Consider the following 21,579-nt stretch of genomic DNA (forward strand, 5'->3'; position numbering starts at 1 on the left):
GCCGTCAGTGATGACCGCTTCCTCACCGGAGGCTGCCACAGCGCGCACGATCACCTCGAGCCGGTTCCGCGGATCGTCGAGGCGGTATCTGTTCGCGCCCTCCATGTTTGGTCATTCGGGCGCCGCCGGGACGCGGATCGGCGCGACACGACAGCGCACCGATACGACAGCGGCGCGGACCCGAAGGTCCGCGCCGCAATCGGGTGAACTCGGTCAGGCCTTGGTGATCGAGACCTTGACGCCGCCGACGATCTCGGACGCGTCCGCGGGGGTCGCGCCGAAAGTCAGTGTGGTGGCGAGGATCTCGCCCGCGATCAGGTCGCGGTGGGTTTCGGCCCAGGCAAGGCGGTCCGCCGGGACGTCGAGGACCACGGTGATGCGGTCGGAGACGTCCAGGCCGAGGGACTTGCGGGTTTCCTGGAGGTCGCGGATGAGGTCGCGGGCCCAGCCCTCGGCCTCGAGTTCCTCGGTGACCAGCGAATTCAGCACCACCAGACCGGCATTGCCGGGCAGGGCGGCGGTGGATTCGGGCTCGGCGGCGACCAGGCGCTGGGTGTATTCCTCGGGGAGCAGGGCGATTCCGGCGGCGGTCACGGTGCCGTCGGCGGCCTCGGTCCACTCCCCCGCCTTCACGGCCTTGATCACCGTCTGGACGTCCTTGCCGATGCGCGGACCGGCGGCGCGGGCGTTGACGACCAGTTCGAAGCGGCCGTGGGCGGCCACGTCGGCGGTGAGGTCGACCTTCTTGACATTGACCTCGTCGGCGATCAGATCCACGAAGGGGCGCAGGCGTTCCGCGTCGGCGGCGGCCACGGTGACCTCCGAGAGCGGCAGTCGCACCCGCAGGTTCTGGGCCTTGCGCAGGCTCAGCACCGTGGAGCAGGCGGTGCGGACCTCGTCCATGGCCGACACCAGTTCGGCGTCGTGCGGCAGGACGTCGGCCGCGGGCCAGTCGGCCAGGTGCACCGAACGCTCCCCGGTGAGACCGCGGTAGATCACCTCGGAGATGAGCGGCAGCAGCGGGGCCGCGAGCCGGGTCGTCACCTCGAGCACGGTGTGCAGGGTATCGATGGCGTCGCGGTCCTCCTCCCAGAAGCGCGAACGCGACCGGCGCACATACCAATTGGTGAGCGCGTCGGCGAAGGTGCGCAGCTCGTCGCAGGCGGTGGCGATGTCGTAGACCTCGAGCGCGTCGGTCATGACGTCGCGGGTCGCCGCCAGCTTGGCCAGGATGTACCGGTCGAGCACGTTCTCCGAGTCGGTGCGCCAGGTGCCGGGCTGCGAGGCGTACAGCTGCAGGAAGGTCCACGCGTTCCACAGCGGGCGCAGCGCCTGGCTGACGCCCTCGCGGATGCCGCGCTCGGTGACGATCAGGTTGCCGCCGCGCAGCACCGGGGACGCCATGAGGAACCAGCGCATGGCGTCGGAGCCGTCGCGGTCGAAGACCTCGTTGACGTCGGGGTAGTTGCCCTTGGACTTCGACATCTTGAGGCCGTCGTCGCCGAGCACGATGCCGTGCGCCACAACCGACTTGAACGCGGGGCGGTCGAACAGCGCGGTCGAGAGCACGTGCAGGTTGTAGAACCAGCCGCGGGTCTGGCCGTTGTACTCGACGATGAAGTCGCCGGGGCTGTGCGGGGAGGCCTCGGAGGTGCCCTCGAACCACTCCTTGTTCTCGAACGGGTAGTGCACCTGGGCGTAGGGCATGGACCCGGACTCGAACCAGCAGTCGAGGACCTCGGGGGTGCGCCGCATCATCGACTTCCCGGTCGGGTCATCGGGATTCGGCCGCACCAGCTCGTCGATCATGGGTCGGTGCAGGTCGTCCGGGCGCACGCCGAAGTCCCGCTCGAGCGCGTCGAGCGAGCCGTACACGTCCACGCGCGGGTACGCCGGGTCGTCGGAGATCCATACCGGGATCGGCGCGCCCCAGTAGCGGTTACGGCTGATGTTCCAGTCGCGCGCGTTCTCCAGCCACTTGCCGAACTGGCCGTCGCGGATGTGCTCCGGGACCCAGGTGATCTCCTTGTTGAGCTCCACCATGCGGTCGCGGAACTTGGTGACCGCCACGAACCAGGACGGCACCGCCATGTAGATCAGCGGCTGGCCCGAGCGCCAGCTGTGCGGGTAGGAGTGCTCGATGGTCTCGTGCCGCAACAGCTTTCCGGCAGCCTTGAGGTCCTTGATGATGACCGGGTTGGCGTCGAAGACCATCAGGCCCTCGTACGGCGGCACCATGGAGGTGAACTTGCCGCCCGCGTCGAGCGGCTGCACGATGTCGATCCCGTTGGCGGAGGCGACATCCATGTCCTCCTCACCGAAGGCGGGAGCCAGGTGCACGATGCCGGTGCCGGAGTCGGTGGTGACGTAGTCGGCGTTGAGCACGCGGTGCGCGCGCGGGTGGCCGAGGAAGAAGTCGAAGGGCGGCAGGTAGTTCAGGCCCTCGAGCGCGGCGCCCGAGTGCTCGGACAGCACCTGCGGCTCCTCACCGAACTCACGGGTGTAGTGCGACACCCGCTCGGCGGCAACCACATACCGCTTGCCGTCCTTGCCCTGCACGTGCGCGTAGGTGACGTCCGGATGCACGGCGATGGCGAGGTTGGACGGCAGCGTCCACGGCGTGGTGGTCCAGATCAGCGCGTTGGCGCCGTCCAGGCCGTGCAGCGGATGGTCGGCCGGAACCCGCAGCACCATGTCGACGGTGACCGCCGGGTCCTGGCGCATCCGGTAGGAGTCGTCGAGGCGCGCCTCCTGGTTGGACAGCGGGGTCTGCTCGTACCAGCTGTAGGGCAGCACCCGGAAGCCCTGATAGACCAGGCCCTTGTCGTACAGCGACTTGAACGCCCACATGACCGACTCCATGAAGTCGAGGTCGAGGGTTTTGTAGTCGTTGTCGAAGTCGACCCAGCGCGCCTGGCGGGTCACGTAGTTACGCCATTCGTTCGTGTAGCGCAAGACCGAGGATTTACACGCGGCATTGAATTCCGCGAGGCCCATGGCATCGATCTGTGATTTGTCCGTGATACCGAGCTGCTTCTCCGCTTCGATTTCCGCGGGCAGGCCGTGAGTATCCCAGCCGAAACGCCGTTCGACCTTCTTACCGCGCATGGTTTGGAAACGCGGGATCAAATCCTTCACGTATCCGGTCAGCAGATGACCGTAGTGCGGCAACCCATTGGCGAAGGGCGGGCCGTCGTAGAAGACGAATTCCTCTGCCTCGGAACGGTTCTCGATGCTGGCACGGAAGGTGTCGTCGGCGGCCCAGTAGTCCAGGACCCGCTGCTCCAGCTCGGGGAAGGAGACCTGCCCGGTGGTTCGGCTCAGGTCCGCGCGGGGGTATGCGCTTCGGGTGCTGCTGTCGTCCGCCATGGCGGCCTCTCGTCTCCTCGTGCCTGCGTCGTGGGCACGGGGACGATCCCGGCGCTCGGCGCGCCGTAACCGCGGTACCACCCCGCTTGCCCGGACCGCGGGTCTGTGAAAACCCTTGCGAGACCGAGCCTCTCGTTGCGAGCTGTGACGGGCTCACCCGTTCGGTTCTAGTGAGCGATACCCGCTCGGAGCAGGTCCCGCCGTTCTTCCGAAGGCTCCCCGGTGATGGCCGGATCGACGCCGTACTGCTGTCTACATACTAGCGGGGCGGGTCCAGGGGTTATTCCCCGGACCCGCCCCGAAGCGATTCGTGTGAGCCGCTAATGCCTGGCGTGCCGTCCGCCCGGTGGCGGCGAGGACGCGTCCTCGTCATCGGACCGCAGGGACAACGCACTGACGAGCAGCAGCACCGCGCCGATCACGCACACGATGATGCAGCCCCATGCCCAGATCACCGAACCGGTGGTCAGTGCGGTCACCAGCAGGCCGAAACCGACAGCGGCTAGCCCGAGCGTCACTGCGAGCAAGTGCACCACCCCCTCGTTGGGCTTCGACGGCGATGGCCATCGGAGGACTCGAAAGGTTGGCGGCGAGGCCGGATCGCCCGGACGGTCACCCGGAGCGGCCCGGCAACGCTGGCCGTAGTTACGACTTTACTTGCTGCCCTTGAGGAGTGCGCCGTTGCCGGAGGCATCCTGACCGAATTCGCCACCGTCGACCGGGACCGCCGAACCACGGTTCTCCAGCTCCTCCAGCTGCGATTCCAGGTAGGACTTCAGGCGCACACGGTACTCGCGCTCGAAGGTCTTGAGCTGCTCGATGCGGCTCTCCAGCACGCTGCGCTGCTGGGTGATGGTGGCCATGATCTCGGTGTGCTTGCGCTCGGCGTCGGCCTGCAGGGCGTCGGCCTTCTCCTTGGCCTGGCGCAGCTGGGAATCCGAGCGGGTCTGCGCGTCGGACAGCATGGCCTCGGCCTTCTGGCGCGCGTCGGCGATCATCGCCTCCGAGCGGGTGCGAGCATCGCTGACCAGGCGCTCGGAGTTGCCCCGGGCGTTGGCCAGCAGCGACTCGGCCTCGGTCTTGGCGTCCGAGGTGAGGCGGTCGGCCATCTCCTGGGCCAGCGAAAGCACCTTGGCGGCCTGCAGATTCGCGTCCGCGGAGGGGGCCTCGGCCTTGACGGCGGCGACCGGGACCGGGGCCGGCATCGGGGCCGGGGGCACCGGCGGGGCGGCCTTGATGGGCTCCGGCGCGACCGGGGCCTTCACCGGCTGGACCGCGGGGCCGCGGTTCTTCTTGGCGTCGGACAGTTCCGCGTCCAGCTCGGCAACGCGCTGGCGAAGATCCGCGTTCTCCTCGATGAGGCGTGAGAGCTCCTGCTCGACCAGGTCGAGGAAGGCGTCGACTTCATCCTCGTTGTAGCCGCGCTTCCCGATCGGCGGTTTGCTGAACGCGACGTTATGAACATCGGCGGGGGTCAGCGGCATGGAACGATCCCTTCACGCTTCGTATGGAGATCTAGCGGTAGATCTGGGCAAGCATTCTTTCGGCTCATTCTGTCACACCTGAGCTACCGACTGCCCTATCTGGCCCGTGATCGACATGAGGATGAACACGATAAACAGCAAGACCATAATCGACAGATCGAGCCGAATTCCCCCAAGATTCACTGGGGGTATCAAACGCCTCAGAAGTTTCACCGGGGGGTCGGTGATCGTGAAGATCACCTCGAGGATGACCACGACGAAGCCGGTCGGCCGCCAGTCGCGCGCGAAGCTGCGGATGAACTCGACGATGACTCGGCTGATCAGCAGCAGCCAGAAGAGGAACAGCAGGAGGTTCAACACCTGGAACAAGGCCACCGCACCACTCTGCCCGACAAACCGTCATCGGCAAAACAGAAACACGGATCGTGCCGGTCACATCCGGCGCTGACACGGCATGGCCGCAAGACTCTCCCCCATGACTCCCCCGCGACCCTAGGTCGCATCCCCCTGGACGCGGCGCGTTGCGCTGCCGCCGTGCGTGTTCGGCGCGGTGTGCGCCGGCACCGGCTGACGCCGCCGTTCCCCACGGCAGCGGCAGCTGGCTACTTCTGGTTGTAGAAGCCGTTCTCGGCGATGCGGCGGCGTTCCTCGGCGGAGACGTCGACGTCGGCGGGCGAGAGCAGGAACACCTTGGTGGCCACCTTGTCGAACGAGCCACGCAGGGCGAAGGCCAGACCGGCGGCGAAGTCCACCAGGCGGCGGGCGTCGGAGTTGCTCATCTCGACCAGGTCCATGATCACCGGGGTGCCGTCCCGGAAGCGCTCACCGATGATGGCGGCCTCGGCGTAGGTGCGCGGGCGCAGCGTGGTGATCTTGGACAAGGTGCCTCCGTCCTCGAAGATCTGGGGACGGCGGGCCGCCTCGATGCGGCGCTCCTGCTCCCGCAGCTCCTCGATGCGCCGCTCGGCGTCGGTGTCCATCGCCAGCGCGCCGCGGGTGCTCGCACCGCCGCCCATGGACCGGGTGCGGCTGGACGGCGCGGTGTCGATGCGGGTGGGGCGACGCGGGGCGTCGTAGCGGGCGTCGGCGTCGTAGCGGTCCCGCTCGCGGTGATCGCGCTCGCGCTCACGCAGCTCGTCGGCGTAGTCGTCGCGACGGGAGGTGCTGTAGGCGGGCTTGTAGGGGGCCTTGTACGACGGCTCGTAAGCCGGCTCGTCGTCGTAACGGTCCTCGCCGTATCGGTCGTAGTCACGCTCGCGTTCGGCGTAGGGCCGGGGACGACGCTGGCCACGCTCATCGGCGCTCCGGGCGGCTCCGCGGTCGTCGACGTAATCGTCTTCGTAATCCTCGAGCGGAACCATCCCGAAGTACGCCTTGAACTTGTGCAGCGTGCTCATCTGGTCGACCTTCCTTCGGCCCCGGTTGGCCTGGGGTGTTGTCCTGCTCAGTCCTCGTCTGTCACCAAGCATATGTTTCAAATGTGACTGGTGAGGTTTCTTTGCTACGCCGAGGTTATCGGTCGCGCGCCCATAAGCGCAGTACCGACACGCACGCACGTACTGCCATGGCGGATGGCCGACTCCAAGTCGCCGGACATGCCCGCCGACAGTTCTGTCGCATCGGGATGAACAATCGTTAGTACCGAGTGGATGCGGGCCAGTTGCTCGAAGGCCGCGTCGGGCTCCACATCCAGCGGCGGGATCGCCATCAGGCCCGCGAGCTGCAGCGATTCCGACGCCGCGACCTGATCGGCGAGCGCGCGCAGCGTGTCGTCGCGAACGCCGCCGCGGGCCGGATCGGCGTCCAGGGACACCTGCAACAGCACGCGCAAGGGGGCCGAACGCGCGCCCTCGTCCAGCGCGGCCCGCGCACCGGCCCCGAGTGCGCTCGCGAGCCGCTCGCTGTCCACCGAGTAGACCGTATCCGCCCAGCGTGCAACGGCTTTCGCCTTGTTGCGCTGGAGCCGTCCGATGAACTCCCAACGTATCTGCGACAGGTGTCCGAGCTGCGCCACCTTGCCCGCGGCCTCCTGTTCGCGGGATTCCCCGAACTCCCGGCGGCCCAGGTCATAGAGGATCTCGATATCCGAGGCGGGGAAGAACTTGGTCACCGGTAGCAGCCGCACCGACCCGGGTTCGCGGCCCGCGGCCGCGCACGCTGCGTCGATTCGCTCGATGAGTGCCGACAGAGCCGTGTCGAGCTCGGCGACGCGACCTCCGCCGGACGTGACGTGCGCCGCATCGGATCCCGCTGCGGCGGTGAAACTTTCGGTCATTCTGAAACCCCCTCGGGTGACATCCAAATCACACCGGCGAGTCGGCCCGTCGGCGCGCCGCGGCGGTGGGAGAACAAGGTCTTGTCCTCGATGGTGCACCGCGGGTCCATCGCGACGGCGCCGACGCCGGCGGCCTCGAGCTGCCGCCGGATGCCGGCGCGCAGGTCCAGGCCGGGCGTGCCCTTGACGGTGGTGGTCGCGCTGCCCGGCAGATGCGCCTCGACATCGGCGCGCATGGCCGCGGGCACCTCGTACTGGCGGCCGCTGGCGGCCGGGCCGAGGAAGGCCCCGATCCGCTCCGGCTTCGCGCCGACCGACACCATGGCCTCGAGCACCCGCGGCACGATCCCGATGCGGGCGCCGATCCGGCCCGCGTGCACGGCCGCGATCACCCCGGCCTCGTCGTCGGACAACAGGATCGGCACGCAGTCGGCGGTGAGCACCACCAGCGCCAGGTTTCGCTGGGTGGTGACCAGAGCGTCCGTGGCGGGCACCGGCTCGGTGCGCGGACCGTCCACGATCTCGACAGTGCGGCCGTGGATCTGCTCCATCCACACCAGCCGGTCCGGCGTCAGCCCGATGCTCTCCGCGAGCCGAACCCGATTGCGCCGCACCGCCTCCGGATCATCACCGACGTGGTCGCCCAGATTGAACGAGTCGTAGGGCGCTTGCGAGAATCCGCCCGCCCGCGTCGTCACAACCCGTCTGGTCCGGAAAACAGGTGCCGCTGAAGTCATGCCACCGAGGGTAGTAGCCACTGCGGGGCAACCCGGAATCAGACAGCTATCGCGGCCGGAAACACGAACGCGCCCACCCTCTCGGGCGGGCGCGTTCGAATCGCGTTCCGTGACAGCGGCCGGGGTCAGCCGCGGCGCATGAAGTCCGGCACGTCGACCTCGTACTCGTCGGTGTCCGGCGGCTGGATGTGGCCGCGGTTGTTGCTCGCCACCGTCGGGTCCACCACGGGCCGGGGCGCGCTGTAGGACGGGGCCGGACCGCGTTCGGCGATCGGCTGCGCGACGGGCGCGGGCTCCGGGCGCGCGGCCGGGGCGGGCTCGACCGCGCGGGCCGGGGTGTATTCGGAACTGCGGCTGACGCTTCCGGCGCTCGCGCTCGCGGTGCTCGACTGGGTGCCGGGGAACCGGCTGACCGCGGGTTCGATGCGGCGCGCGGGCCCGCTGCCGTCGAAGCCCGCGGCGATCACCGTGACCCGGACCTCGTCGCCGAGCGAGTCGTCGATCACCGTTCCGAAGATGATGTTGGCCTCGATGTGCGCGGCCTCCTGCACCAGCGAGGCCGCCTCGTTGATCTCGAACAGGCCCAGATCCGAACCGCCCGCGATGGAGAGCAGCACGCCGTGCGCGCCGTCCATGCTGGCTTCCAGCAGCGGCGAGTTGATCGCCGCCTCGGCCGCCTTCACCGAGCGGCCCTCGCCGCGCGCGGAGCCGATGCCCATGAGCGCCGAGCCCGCGCCGGACATGACCGACTTGACGTCGGCGAAGTCGACATTGATCAGACCCGGGGTGGTGATCAGGTCGGTGATGCCCTGAACACCGTTGAGCAGCACCTCGTCCGCGGAGCGGAACGCGTCCATCAGGCTCACCGCGGCGTCGCCGAGCTGCAGCAGGCGGTCGTTGGGGATGACGATGAGGGTGTCGCAGGACTCGCGCAGGGCCTGGATGCCCGCCTCGGCCTGGTTGCTGCGGCGCTTGCCCTCGAACGAGAACGGCCGGGTGACGACACCGATGGTGAGCGCGCCGAGCTTGCGGGCGATGGAGGCCACCACGGGCGCGCCGCCGGTGCCCGTGCCGCCGCCCTCGCCGGCGGTCACGAAGACCATGTCGGCGCCCTTGAGGACTTCCTCGATCTCGTCCTTGTGGTCCTCGGCGGCCTTGCGGCCGACCTCCGGATCGGCGCCGGCGCCGAGACCGCGGGTGAGTTCACGGCCGACATCGAGTTTCACATCGGCGTCCGACATCAACAACGCCTGCGCGTCGGTGTTGACCGCGATGAACTCGACTCCCTTGAGTCCCTGCTCGATCATCCGGTTGACGGCGTTCACGCCGCCGCCGCCGATACCGACGACCTTGATCACAGCAAGGTAGTTGTGCGGGGGCGTCATGGGCTCTCGCCTTCCTTCGATCTGAAACAGCTTGTGTCGTCTTCGGTTACTCGACATATAACGACGCAATGGTCTCGGTCCGATAAACCCTCAACCATAGCTTCAGCGTTATGTCAAGTATCCGACTGGTGCCGAACGGTATTCGCAGCCACCGCGTTACGGGCGCAGGCGCGCCGAAACGAGAGTCAGAATCTTGTGTGATTCGCCTCGTCCGACCCACCCGAGCATCGTATCGTGGACGGTTGCCCTTCGGTCCTGGATCGGAACCGACGGTGCCCTTCCGGCAAACCACCGAAAATTTCGGCGGCCCAATGGGTATCGCTCACTTTACCGTGACCAGATTCGGACTCGAAACATCGAATACCTTGCCCGGCTGGGAAAGCAGGGGTCCGACCACCGCGGCCTTGCGCGAGGAATCCACGGTTCCGCCCCACAGCACCGTGCGACCGTCACGCAACTCCAGGGCAATATCCGAAACCGAGCGGGCCACAACCGCTCCCACGCCGACCTGATCGCGCAGCGGAATCGGAATGGCGGCCATCACGGCCACCGCCGCCTTGGTCACCGGGTCCGTTCCGCCCGGATGCTCGGTCACCAGTTTGGGCACCCCGAGGCCCGGCGGCTCGATGGCGAATTCCACGCTGTCGCAATCGAGCAGATGGGCGCCGTCGGGACTGTCGAAATACAACACCGGGGTTCGCTCGGTGACCGTCACCCGGACCGTGGACGGGAATACCCGCTGCACCCGGACCGAGCGGACCTTGGGCAGCCGGGACACCTGTTCGGCCAGGGTGTCGGTGTCGAGCCGCAGGATGGACAGGCCGTCGGGCACCTGCAAGGCTTGCCGCACCTGCTCTTCCGGCACCGCGGCCAGTCCGTCGACCTCGACCGTGCGCACCGACAGCATGGGAGTGAACCAGGCGACCAGTCCGAGCGCGATCAGGGCCACCACACCCGCGAGTAACCCGATCCGTACCCCACGCGACCGCCAGGCGATGGCGATCCGCGACTCCCGGCCGCGTCTGAGCCGGGCCCGGCGAGCCGCCGCGCGTTCGGCGGACCCGGGGTCGTCGGTGGCCGGTTCGGCGGAATCGGTACCGCGCGTACCGCTATCGGCCGCGGCCGTGTCGTAGGCGTCGTCCACGGCCGGAACCGGCCGCTCCAGCTCTCCCCCACCCGAGCCCATCGGCGCTCACCGCCCGTGCGAGGGTCGTGCGCGCAGCCCGTCCAGAATCTGGCTGCCCAGCATGGTCACATCGCCCGCGCCCATGGTGATCACCACGTCGCCGGGCCGCGCCAGCGCGCCCACCTGCTTGCCGACCCGCGACATATCCGGCTGATAGTGCACGGGTTTGGTGACCGCGCTCGCGACCAGCGCGCCGTTCACACCCGGCAGCGGCTCCTCCCGCGCGCCGTACACGTCGAGCACCACGACCTCGTCGGCCAGCGACAGCGCCGCCCCGAACTCGGTCGCGAAAGTGGCGGTGCGGCTGTACAAGTGGGGCTGGAACACCACGATCACCCTCCCCGGCCGCGACCGCGCGCCGTCGCGCGCCTCCTGCGCGACCAGTTCGGCCGCCGCGGAGAGCACCGCGCGCACCTCGGTCGGGTGGTGGGCGTAGTCGTCGAAGACGCGCACGCCGTTCTCGCGCCCGGTGAGCTGGAAGCGGCGGTGCACACCGCCGAAACCCTCCAGCCCCTGGATGATTTCGCCCAGATCGGCGCCGGTGGCACGGGCGGCCAGCAGCGCGCCGAGCGCGTTGAGCGCCATGTGCCGGCCCGGCACCGACAGCCGCAGGGTGCGCGGCGCGGACTCGTCGGAGAGCTGGAACACCACGACGCCGCCGACGTCGCGCGGCTCCCACGAGAGCAACCGCGCGCCGACCGTCAGCCCGAGCTCGGCGAAATCGCCGGAGCCGTAACCGATCACCTGAATCCCGCGCGGGTCCTCGGCCAGCCGGGCCGCCGAGCGCTGCGCCAAGCCGAGCGAACCCGGATCGTCCAGGCACACCACCAGGCGGCCGCCCGGTTCGAGCCGGTCCACGAAGTCGTCGAAGACCTGCACGTAGGCCTCGTCGGTGCCGAAGTAGTCCAGGTGGTCGGATTCGATATTGGTGACCACCGCGACGTCGGGGGCGTACTGCAGCAGCGAGCCGTCGCTCTCGTCGGCCTCGGCCACAAAGATGCCGCCGGTGCCGTGGTGGGCGTTGGTGCCCGCCTCGTTGAGCTCGCCGCCGACCGCGAAGGACGGGTCGAGTCCGCAGTGCTGCAATGCCACCACCAGCATGGAGGTGGTGGAGGTCTTGCCGTGGGTGCCCGACACCAGCAGCGTCTTGTGCCCCTGCATGAGCGAGGCCAGCACCGCCGGGCGCAGCAGCACCGGCACCCCGCGCTTATGGGCTTCCACCAGCTCGGGATTGGTCTTGGGGATGGCGGCGTAGGTGGTCACCACCGCGGTGGGCCCGCCGGGCAGCAGGTCCAGCGCCGAGGCGTCGTGGCCGATGCGCACCTGCGCGCCGCGCGCCCGCAGGGCCAGCACGCCGCGGCTCTCCTTGGCGTCGGAACCGGACACCATGCCGCCGCGCGACAGGAGAATTCGGGCGATACCGGACATACCGGCACCACCGATGCCGATCATGTGCACGCGCCGCAGATGCTCGGGTAGATCGGTGTGAGCTTCCGCGGTACCCACATCACTGTCCGGCCGCTCCACTGTCACCTCGAATTACCCCGTTCCCTGGCGTGTTTCATCGGATAGTTGGGCTCCCAGGCCCGGGTGCTGCGCCACGATTCCGTGGAGCGGCTGGTGCGCCGGGCCGAATCCGAATCTACCGACCGCCGCGAGGATGATTCCGCCGAGCCGCCCCGGCCCCGCCCCGAGGGTAGCGCGCGTTTCTGCGGCGCGGACTTCACCTTCGCGTTCGCTTTGGGCTTACCGGTCGGTTTGGGCTTACCGGTCGCCTTGGATTTACCGGTCGCCTTGGACTTGGCGCGGGCGCGCGCGGCCCGGGCGGGCGAGTAGATATCGGGTTTGGGCAGCCGCAACAGACGGCTGAACCGGCCGTCCTGCCCGGCGTGCAGCGCCGCCACCGCCTCCGGCTCGTGCCGGGCGGCATTGGCGATGATGCCGAACATGAACAGGGTGATCGCCAGCGAGGAGCCGCCCGCGGAGACCAGCGGCAGCTGCAGACCGGTCACCGGCAGCAAACCCACCACGTAGCCGACATTGATCAGCGCCTGCCCGGTGATCCAGGTGGTGGCCGAGGCGGTCAGCAGCCGGATGAACGGATCCACCGACCGCGAGGCGATCCGCAGGCCCGTGTACACGAACAGCGCGAACAGCCCGAGCACCAGCGCGCAGCCGAGGAAGCCGAGTTCCTCGCCGATGATGGCGAAGATGAAGTCGTTGTGCGCGTTGGGCAGATAGCTCCACTTGGCGCGCGACTGGCCCAGGCCGCGCCCCCAGATGCCGCCGTCGGCAAGGGAATACATGGCCTGGCGGGCCTGGTAGCCGATGCCCTGCGGATCGTCGCCCGGATTGAAGAAGGCGCGCATGCGGTCCGAGCGATACCCGGCCGACAGCGCGAGGATGGTGGCCGCCACCACACCCGACACCGCGATGGTGACGAACATGCGCAGCGGCAGCCCACCGAACCACAGCAGCGAGGTCAGCACGATGCCCAGCGCGATGGTGGTGGACAGGTTCGGTTCGAGCACCACCAGCAGACAGACCAGCAGTCCGGCCGGCACCAGCGGCATGAGAATGTCCTTGTACCCGGCCTTCTCGGACTGCCGCGACGCCAGCAGGTGCGAACCCCACACCACCAGCGTCACTTTCGCGATCTCCGAGGGCTGCACCGACACCACGCCCAGGTCGAACCAGCGCTGCGAGCCCTGCACCTTGGTGCCGACGCCGGGAATCAGCACCAGCACCAGCATCACCACCGACAGCGCGAACACCGGGAACGACAGCTGCCGCATCACCCGCATGGGGATGCGCAGCGCGATATAGAACAGCACCGCGCCGACCGCGGCCAGCACCGCCTGGGTGAAGAACAGCGAATAGGCCGAGCCGCCACCGGCGTAGGACTCCACGCTGGAGGCCGAGAGCACCATGACCAGGCCGAGCACGGTGAGCAGTACCGCGATCGCCACCACCAGGTGGAACGACGCCAGCGGGCGGGCCAGCCACGCAACGAACCATCCGGTTCGCAGACGCTGTGGGCCCTTGTTCCCGACCCGCCGCTCACCTCCTGGCGCGGCCCGCCGCGGTGTCGCCGCTGTCACTCTGTTCTCCCGATGTCCTTCTCGTCCAGGGCCTGCACGGCGGCCGCGAAACTGCGACCGCGGTGCGTGTAGTCGGCGAACATGTCCAGGGATGCCGCGGCCGGAGCCAGCAGCACGGTATCGCCGCGATGGGCGAAACCGGCCGCCACACGGACCGCGCGCGCCATCACCGCTTCGGGCTCGATCTCGGTGAAGGGGTCACCCATTCGAGCATCGTCCCCCGAATTCAGCTCCACCACCGGGACATCGGGGGCGTGTCGCGCGAGTGCGGCCGCGATCACGGCCGCGTCCTGCCCGAACAGCACGGCCGCGACCAGGTGTTCGCGGCACTCCTCGATGAGGTCCTCCACGCCCGCGCCCTTCAGCTGACCGCCGGCCACCCAGATCACGTTGGGGTGGGCCAGGATCGACGAACGCGCGGCATGCGGGTTGGTGGCCTTGGAGTCGTCGACGAACTCCACGCCCGACAACTCGCGCACGAAGGCCGCCCGGTGCGGGCCGACCCGATGCTCCTGCAGGCCCTCCTTGACGAACTGCGGGGCCACGTCGATGGACCGGGTGAGCGCGGCCGCGGCCAGCGCGTCGGCCACGCCCGCCGGACCCTGCGGGCTGATGTCGCCGGTCTCGGCCAGGATGGCGGCCTTGGTGAAGGCGCGGTCGAGCAGTTTGCCGTCCACCACGCCCAGCTCGCCGTCGGCGGGCACGCCGATGCGGAAGCCGACGGTGCGGCGCGCCTTGGACTTCCGGGCCAGCGCCGCGGCCACCTGATCGTCGAGGCCGACCACGCCGACCCGGCCGGTCAGCGCGCGCGCCTTGGCGGCGGCGTAGGCGTCCAGGCCGCCGTGCCAATCCAGGTGATCCTCGGCCACATTCAGCACCACCCCGGCCTCGGGGCGGACCGACGGAGCCCAGTGCAGCTGGAACGAGGACAGTTCCACGGCCAGGATCTGCGGGCCGGGATTGCGGCGCAGCGCGTCCAGGATGGGCAGCCCGATATTGCCGCAGGCCACCGACGGGATGCCGGCGGCGCGCAGGATCGAGTGCGTCATCTGGGTGGTGGTGGTCTTGCCGTTGGTGCCGGTGATCACCAGCCACTTGCGGACCGGACCGTAGATCCGGGCCTGATCCACCCACCACGCGAACTCGACGTCGCCCCACACCGGGATGCCCTCGGTCACCGCGGACGCCAGCACCGGCGAATCCGGCCGCCAGCCCGGGCTGGTGATGACCAGCGCGAAGCGGCGCAGCGCATCCGGTTCCAGCAGATCCGCGCTGGTGGCGGTGCCCAGACCCAGTTCGGCGGCCTCGGCCAGCGCCTTGGCGCCGCTGTCGGTGACTACCGGCCGCGCACCGATATCGCGCAGCGGTTCGATCAGCGACCGCCCGGAGACACCCCACCCGGCGACCAGAACCTCACGGCCACGCAGGAATTCGAGCATGGGCCCCGGCGACCGCAGGACCCTCGGAGAATGTTCGGCCATTGCTGTCTCACCCTGCCGCAGAGAGGTATTCGCTGTAGAACAGGCCCAGTCCGATCGCCGAGGCCATACCGGCCAGCAACCAGAACCGGATGATCACCGAGGTCTCGGCCCACCCGCTCAGCTCGAAATGGTGATGGAACGGTGCCATCTTGAACAGGCGATTGCGGGTCGCGCGGAACACCGCCACCTGCAGCACCACCGAGGTGGTCTCGGCCACGAACAGCGCGCCGATGACGACCATCAGCAGCTCGGTGCGGGTGGTGATGGACAGGCCCGCGAGCAGGCCGCCCAGCATCAGCGAACCGGTGTCGCCCATGAAGATCTTGGCGGGCGCGGCGTTCCACCACAGGAAGCCGATACACGCCGCACCGCCCGCCGCGCACACCAGCGCCAGGTCGAGCGGATCACGCACCTGGTAGCAGCCCGCCACCGCGTGCGCGGAGCAGGAGTTACGCCACTGCCAGAAGGTGATGATCATGTACGCGCCCAGCACCAGGCTCATCGAGCCCGCGGCCAGACCGTCCAGGCCGTCGGTCAGGTTCACCGCGTTGGACCAGGCCACCACGATGAGGCAGACGAACGCCAGGAACACCACCACGCTCATCGACAGCGTGTTGATGTCGCGGGTGTAGGACAGCCGCTTGTCGCCGGGGGTCAGGCCGTGAATGTTCTTGAACTGCAAGGCCAGGACACCGAACACCACCGCCGAGGTGAGCTGGCCGATGTACTTCCCGGCGGCGGTCAGACCCAGGTTGCGCTGCTTGCGCAGCTTGATCAGGTCGTCGGTGAAGCCGACGAAACCCAGCGCGGTGGCCAGGCCCATGACCAGCAGGCCCGAGGCCGAGGGGCCCGGCTCGCCGTAGGTCATGGAGATCAGGTGCGAGCCCAGGTAACCGGCCCACATGCCGATGATGATGGCGACGCCACCCATGGTCGGGGTGCCGCGCTTGGCCTTGTGGCTCTCCGGGCCGTCGACCCGGATCTCCTGGCCGAAGCCCTGTTTGGCGAAATAGCGGATCACCACGGGGGTGAGCAGAATCGAAACGGCCAGCGCGATCGCGGCCGACAAGAGAATCTGGGTCATCGAGCGGCCTCCTGCTCCGCACCGATCAGGTGTTCGGCGACGGTCCACAGACCGACGGACTTGGATGCCTTCACCAGCACCACCGCGCCCGGCTCGAGTTCTTCGTCGAGCAGCGCGATGGCCGAGTCGATATCGGGCACGTGGATGGCTTCCTCACCCCACGAGCCCTCCTGCACGGCGCCCTGGAACATGGCGCGCACCGGACGACCCTGACCGACCACGATCAGCCGGTCCACGTCCAGGCGCACCACCAGGCGGCCGATCTTATCGTGTTCGAGAACGGATTCCTCGCCCAGTTCACCCATTTCGCCGAGCACCGCCCAGCTGGGCCGCGGCTCGGCCCCGGCACGGGACATGGTGACCAGCGCCTTGAGCGCGGCACGGACCGAATCCGGGTTGGCGTTGTAGGAGTCGTTGACGACGGTGACGCCGTCGGCGCGGGTGCGCACGTCCATGCGGCGGGCCGAGACGGCGGCCGCGCCGGCCAGCGCCGCCGCGACGGTCGCGAGATCCGCGCCCTGGTCGAGGGCGACCGCGGCGGCGGACAGGGCGTTGCCGACCTGGTGCTCGCCGGACACGGCCAGCTGAACATCGACCGATTCGCCGTTGGCGTGCAGCGTGAATCGGGCGCGCGCCTGCTCGTCGAGCACGACGTCGGCGGCGCGCACGTCGGCCGAGGACGCCAGGCCCACGGTCACCACCCGGGCGGCGGTGCGGCCGGCCATCTTCGCGACCAGGTGGTCGTCGGCGTTCAGCACCGCCAGCCCGGAGGCCGGAAGCGCCTCGACCAGTTCGCCCTTGGTCTGCGCGATCACCTCTCGGCTGCCGAACTCACCCAGGTGCGCGGTGCCGACATTCAGCACCACGCCGACACCGGGCGGAGCGATCTCGGTGAGCGCCTTGATGTGTCCCGGGCCGCGAGCCGACAGCTCCAGCACCAGGAACCGGGTCCGCGCGTCGGCGCGCAGCGCCGTCCACGGGTGGCCGAGCTCGTTGTTGAACGAACCGGGCGGGGCCACAACGGATCCCAGCGGCGCGAGCACGGCCGCGATCAGATCCTTGGTGGAGGTCTTGCCGGACGAGCCGGTCACCCCGACCACGGTCAGGCTCCCGGCCTGCACCAGCCGGTCCACGCTGGCGCGGGCCAGCGCGGCCAGCGCGTCCAGCACCGCCGCGCCGGAGCCGTCGGTGTCGTGGGCCAGTGCGATGGCACGGGTGTTCCCGGGGCGGGGCTCCACCACGATGGCGGGCACCCCGACCGGCCGGGCGGCCAGCACCGCGACCGCGCCCTGCGCGACGGCCCGCGCCGCGAAGTCGTGGCCGTCGGAGCGCTCACCCGGCAGCGCCAGGAACAGGTCACCGGAACCGATTCGGCGCGAGTCGAATTCGGCCGAGCCGGTGACCTTCGCCTCGGGATCCGCGACGTCGTGCAGCGTGCCGCCCACGACCTCCGCGATCTCCCGCAAAGTCATCTCGATCATGAATGCGTCAGGTCCCTCGTCTTTTCCGACAGGGCGGCCGCGAGTACCTCACGGTCGTCGAACGGCTGCTTCACGCCTGCAATCTCCTGCCCTGTCTCATGTCCCTTGCCCGCGACCAGCACCGCGTCCCCGGGCCGCGCCCAGTTCACGGCGGCTTGGATCGCGGCCGCCCGGTCCCCGACTTCCCGGACCTCACCGCGTTCCGCGTCCGGCACCTGTTCGGCCCCGGCGAGCACCGCGGCGCGGATGGCGGCCGGGTCCTCGCTGCGCGGATTGTCGTCGGTAATGATGGCCAGGTCGCTGCCGCGCGCCGCCGCCGCACCCATGAGGGGCCGCTTGCCGGCATCGCGATCACCGCCCGCGCCCACCACTACGGCCAGACGTCCCGTCCCAGCCCCGGGGAGGCGGGGGCGGTCGGCCAACCACGTGCGCAGGGTGGCCACGACCGATTCGATCGCGGCGGGCTTGTGCGCGTAGTCCACCACGGCCAGAAACTCCTGACCCCTATCCACCCGCTGCATGCGGCCCGGCACGTCGACCTCGCCGAGCGCCGCTGCGGAAGTCTCGATATCGGCGCCCGCCGCCGCGCAGACCGCGACCGCCAGCAGCCCGTTGGCGATGTTGTACGCGCCCGGAAGCCGCAGCCGCACATCCACATCGACGCCCGGCCCCGACGCGGTGAATTCCTGGGTGCCGCCGGTCCCGGCGGTCGCCGCGCCCGCGGTCCAGTCGGCGGGCGCGCCCGCGCGGGTCGCCACCGTGCGCAAGCGGCCGGTGGTATCACCGGATTCGGCTGCCAGGCAGTCCGATACGTCGCCCGCCAGGCGCTGCCCCCACTCGTCGTCCACGCAGATCACCGCGGTGCGCGCGGCCACCGAGGGGCGCGACGCGGCGGCGGTGTCCGGGCCGTCGGGAAGGAACAGGCGGCGCTTGGCCGCGAAGTAGTCCTCGAAGTCGGCGTGGAAGTCGAGATGGTCCTGGGACAGGTTGGTGAACGCGCCGACCGCGAAGCTCACCCCGTCCACCCGGCCCAGCGCCAGCGCGTGGCTCGACACCTCCATCACCACGGCGTCCACGCCCTGCTCGACCATGACCGCGAACATGGCGTGCAGCTGCGGGGCCTCGGGGGTGGTGAGCGCCGAGGGCACCCGGACCCCGCCGACGCGGGTCTCGATGGTGCCGATCAGCGCGGTGCGCAGCCCCGACGCGGCGAGCCCGGCCTCCACCAGATAGGAGGTGGTGGTCTTGCCGGAGGTGCCGGTGATACCGATGATGCGCAGTTTGCGAGACGGATCACCGTAAAGGGCCGAGGACAACTCGCCGAGAATCGTGCGCGGCGCGTCGTGCACCAGCACGGGGACGGCGATCTCGCCGATCAGCTCCGCGCCCGCCGGATCGGTGAGGACCGCGACCGCGCCGCGCGCCACCGCGTCGGCGGCGTAGCGCGCGCCATGGGAATGCCCACCGGCCAGACCGGCGAACAGATCTCCCGGCAGCACCGCGTTCGACCGCTGCTCGATACCCGTGACCTGGATGTCCTGCAAACCTGCCGCGGACCCGGCGGGCGTCGCGCCCGTCAGCTCCGAGACCGTGCGCAAGCTGGTCGCCGCCGGTGCGGCGGGCCGGAACACCTGCGGGCTGGACTGCGCGGGCACGAAGCTCCTCTCACGGGCGGGTTTCATATGTAGAAAAGATCCGGACGACCGGATCGACGTGTCAGGTTACCTGTGTTCGATTGCCGTGCGATCGGCACGGCGCAGTTCGGTCACCCGCCGGTAGTGGTATCGGCGGCGGCGTGCGTCAGGACCATCCGTTCCCTGCTCTAACTCGCCTGCAGAATCAGCTGTTTGGCGGGCGGTGACGGCGGGATCCGGTCCCGCTGCAGCAGCCACGACGCGATGCTGTGGAACAGGGGCGCGGCCGACCCGCCGCCGCTGCCGTCCGAGCTGCGCATGGGCGCGTCGAGCATCATGCCGATCACGTAGCGCGGATTGTCGGCGGGGGCCATGCCCGCGAAGGTGATCCAGTAGCGGTCGCTGGAGTAGCAGCGGCACTTGGGATCGATCTGCTGCGCGGTGCCGGTCTTGCCGGCGATCTGATAGCCCTCGATCGAGGCCGGGCCGCCGGTGCCGGACTGGGTGCCGCGCGGATCCTTCTGCACCACGGCCTGGAACATCTGCTGCAGGGTCTTGGCGGTCTGCGGGCTCACCACCTTCACGCCCTCCGGCGGCTCCTCCTCGGTGCGCGCGCCGTCCGGGGCGATCTTGGCCTTCACGATGCGCGGCGGAATCCGCACGCCGTTGTTGGCGATGGCCTGATACATGCCGGTCATCTGCAGGGTCGTCATCGAAAGACCCTGGCCGATGGGCAGGTTGGCGAAGGTGGAGCCCGACCACTGGTCACGCGCGGGCACCACGCCGCTGCTCTCGCCGGGCAGACCGACGCCGGTGCGCTGACCCAGGCCGAACTTCTTGAGCATGTCGAAGTAGCGGTCCTCACCGACCCGCTGCGCCAGCATCAGCGTGCCCACGTTCGAGGACTTCCCGAAGACGCCGGTGGTCGTATAGGGGGCGACGCCGTGCTCCCAGGCGTCGTGCACGGTGACCCCGCCCATGAAGATGCTGCCCGGAACCTGGAGCACCTCATCGGGGTTGGTGAGGCCGTACTCGATGGCCGAGGCCGCGGTGACGATCTTGTTCACCGAGCCGGGCTCGAACACCTCCTGCACCGACGGATTGCCCAGATCGGTGGTGGACCAGAAGCGCGGTCCCATCGCGGGATTGAAGGTGTTGTCATTGGCCATGGCCAGCACCTGGCCGGTGTGCACGTCCAGCACCACCGCCGAGGCCGCGCCCGCGCCCGACAACTCCTTGGCCTGCTGCACCTGCTGCTGCACGTAGTACTGCAGATCCGAGTCCAGGGTCAGCTCCACGCCGAAACCGTTCACCGCGGGCTGGCGGTCACGCCAGGACCCAGGGATCACCGCGCCGTCGGAGCCGCGGTCGTAGGTCATCGAGCCGTCCGAACCGGCCAGCAGGGCGTCCATCGAGGACTCCAGGCCGATCTGCCCGTGCCCGTCCCAGCCGGTCGCGCCGATCACATTGGCGGCCAGCGCGCCACCCGGGTACTCACGCATGTCCTGGCGTTCGAGCCCGACCTCCGGGAACTTCAGCGTGATGTCGGCGGCGATCCGCGGATCCACATTGCGCACCAGATAGACGAACGGCTCGTCGCTCTTCAGCTTGGCCAGGATGTCCTTCTGGGGAGCTTCCTTACCCAGCTTCTCGTGCAGGTATTTGGCGATGGCGGCGAGCCGGTCGTCCGGATCCGGAGCGGTCTTCGGCTGCTTCTCGCGCTCGTCGGCCAGATCCTTGCGGACCCGCACCGGCTGGAAGGTCAACGCCTTGGCGGCGATGGTGAACGCCAGCGACTTCCCGTAGCGGTCGGTGATCGGCCCCCGGGTGGCGGGATCGGCCAGCTTCACGGTCCGCTGACTGGCCGCCTCCGCGGAGAGCTTCGGCGCGGAAATGCTCTGTACCCACAGCAATTGGATGGCGGCCACGACAATCGCCACCAGCATCACCAGCCGGCCCACTCCGAACCGGAACCGCGTACTCGAATCCAGTCCCGGAGCCGGCCGCGGTCTGAACTGCCGGCCCGGCCCCGAGCCCGCGCGGCCCGACCCGGACTTCGCCCGTGCGACGGCGGCGCGCCCCCGGCCGGAATCGGAACGCCCCCGGCCGGACTCACGCCCGCGCCCCGCGCGGGTAGGGCTCATCGACCAGCCCCGATCGTTCGCGTCGCCCGACTCCCAGCGACCTCCGGGCAGGGCCACACCGGCCCGGTACCCGTCGGGGCCGGACACGGCCGCGCCGCGGACCGACTCGACCGGAGTCGTTCCGCGGCGCGCGCTGGGCGCGCGGCCGGCCGACGAGGCCCGGGGGGGATAGGGAGGTCGGGGGGGGGGGGAAGAGGGTTAGGGGGGGGGGGGGGGTA

Annotated in this window: 16 protein-coding genes; all 16 read right to left on the bottom strand. The window is 69.4% G+C overall.

The annotated features are described in order from the left end of the window. Nucleotides 1-213: 213 nt before the first annotated feature. Nucleotides 214-3,369 (bottom strand): isoleucine--tRNA ligase, encoded by a 3,156-nt coding sequence (gene ileS, locus ABZ412_RS31330; RefSeq protein ID WP_357287417.1) that lies wholly within the window; start codon nt 3,367-3,369, stop codon nt 214-216. A 320-nt stretch (nt 3,370-3,689) separates the two neighbouring features. Next, nucleotides 3,690-3,896: a hypothetical protein gene (locus tag ABZ412_RS31335; protein WP_357287461.1), complete on the bottom strand. Its 207-nt coding sequence runs from the start codon at nt 3,894-3,896 to the stop codon at nt 3,690-3,692. 126 nt (nt 3,897-4,022) lie between these two features. Next, entirely contained in the window at nt 4,023-4,853 is an 831-nt protein-coding gene (locus ABZ412_RS31340; RefSeq protein ID WP_357287420.1) for a DivIVA domain-containing protein, read from the bottom strand. A gap of 72 nt (nt 4,854-4,925) precedes the next feature. Next, entirely contained in the window at nt 4,926-5,228 is a 303-nt protein-coding gene (locus ABZ412_RS31345; protein ID WP_213560475.1) for a YggT family protein, read from the bottom strand. A gap of 227 nt (nt 5,229-5,455) precedes the next feature. Next, on the bottom strand, nt 5,456-6,250 hold the full coding sequence (sepF, locus tag ABZ412_RS31350; RefSeq protein WP_357287422.1) for a cell division protein SepF: 795 nt from the start codon (nt 6,248-6,250) through the stop codon (nt 5,456-5,458). A gap of 104 nt (nt 6,251-6,354) precedes the next feature. Further along, on the bottom strand, nt 6,355-7,128 hold the full coding sequence (locus tag ABZ412_RS31355; protein ID WP_357287425.1) for a YggS family pyridoxal phosphate-dependent enzyme: 774 nt from the start codon (nt 7,126-7,128) through the stop codon (nt 6,355-6,357). Beyond that, nucleotides 7,125-7,865 carry a peptidoglycan editing factor PgeF gene (gene pgeF / locus ABZ412_RS31360; RefSeq protein WP_357287428.1) on the bottom strand — a complete coding sequence of 247 codons (741 nt, stop codon included), beginning with the start codon at nt 7,863-7,865 and terminating at the stop codon, nt 7,125-7,127. The genes ABZ412_RS31355 and pgeF overlap by 4 nt, the downstream gene beginning before the upstream one ends. Nucleotides 7,866-7,990: 125 nt before the next feature. Further along, a complete protein-coding gene (ftsZ, locus tag ABZ412_RS31365; protein ID WP_357287431.1) occupies nt 7,991-9,250 on the bottom strand; it encodes a cell division protein FtsZ in 1,260 nt (419 codons plus the stop codon). Between the two features lie 322 nt (nt 9,251-9,572). After that, nucleotides 9,573-10,436, bottom strand: coding sequence for an FtsQ-type POTRA domain-containing protein (locus tag ABZ412_RS31370; protein WP_357287434.1), 864 nt, complete (start codon nt 10,434-10,436; stop codon nt 9,573-9,575). Between the two features lie 6 nt (nt 10,437-10,442). Then, complete coding sequence (gene murC / locus ABZ412_RS31375) at nt 10,443-11,888, bottom strand: UDP-N-acetylmuramate--L-alanine ligase (protein ID WP_357287464.1); 1,446 nt, start codon at nt 11,886-11,888, stop codon at nt 10,443-10,445. Nucleotides 11,889-11,965: 77 nt separating this feature from the next. Next, complete coding sequence (gene ftsW / locus ABZ412_RS31380) at nt 11,966-13,465, bottom strand: putative lipid II flippase FtsW (RefSeq protein WP_357287467.1); 1,500 nt, start codon at nt 13,463-13,465, stop codon at nt 11,966-11,968. Between the two features lie 68 nt (nt 13,466-13,533). Continuing rightward, nucleotides 13,534-14,976 (bottom strand): UDP-N-acetylmuramoyl-L-alanine--D-glutamate ligase, encoded by a 1,443-nt coding sequence (murD, locus tag ABZ412_RS31385; RefSeq protein WP_357287470.1) that lies wholly within the window; start codon nt 14,974-14,976, stop codon nt 13,534-13,536. A 49-nt stretch (nt 14,977-15,025) separates the two neighbouring features. Further along, nucleotides 15,026-16,102, bottom strand: a complete 1,077-nt coding sequence (gene mraY, locus ABZ412_RS31390) for a phospho-N-acetylmuramoyl-pentapeptide-transferase (RefSeq protein ID WP_357287437.1) — start codon at nt 16,100-16,102, stop codon at nt 15,026-15,028. After that, complete coding sequence (gene murF / locus ABZ412_RS31395) at nt 16,099-17,583, bottom strand: UDP-N-acetylmuramoyl-tripeptide--D-alanyl-D-alanine ligase (protein WP_357287440.1); 1,485 nt, start codon at nt 17,581-17,583, stop codon at nt 16,099-16,101. The genes mraY and murF overlap by 4 nt, the downstream gene beginning before the upstream one ends. Then, nucleotides 17,580-19,265 (bottom strand): UDP-N-acetylmuramoyl-L-alanyl-D-glutamate--2,6-diaminopimelate ligase, encoded by a 1,686-nt coding sequence (locus tag ABZ412_RS31400; protein WP_357287442.1) that lies wholly within the window; start codon nt 19,263-19,265, stop codon nt 17,580-17,582. Before ABZ412_RS31400 ends, murF begins: the two co-directional genes overlap by 4 nt. Before the next feature lie 140 nt (nt 19,266-19,405). Continuing rightward, the gene (locus ABZ412_RS31405; protein WP_357287473.1) at nt 19,406-21,163 is read right to left on the bottom strand and encodes a penicillin-binding protein 2; all 1,758 of its coding nucleotides are present in this window, start codon (nt 21,161-21,163) and stop codon (nt 19,406-19,408) included. Between the last annotated feature and the right edge of the window lie 416 nt (nt 21,164-21,579).

Origin of the sequence: Nocardia sp. NPDC005746 (assembly GCF_040630785.1) — a bacterium.
Lineage (GTDB): Bacteria > Actinomycetota > Actinomycetes > Mycobacteriales > Mycobacteriaceae > Nocardia.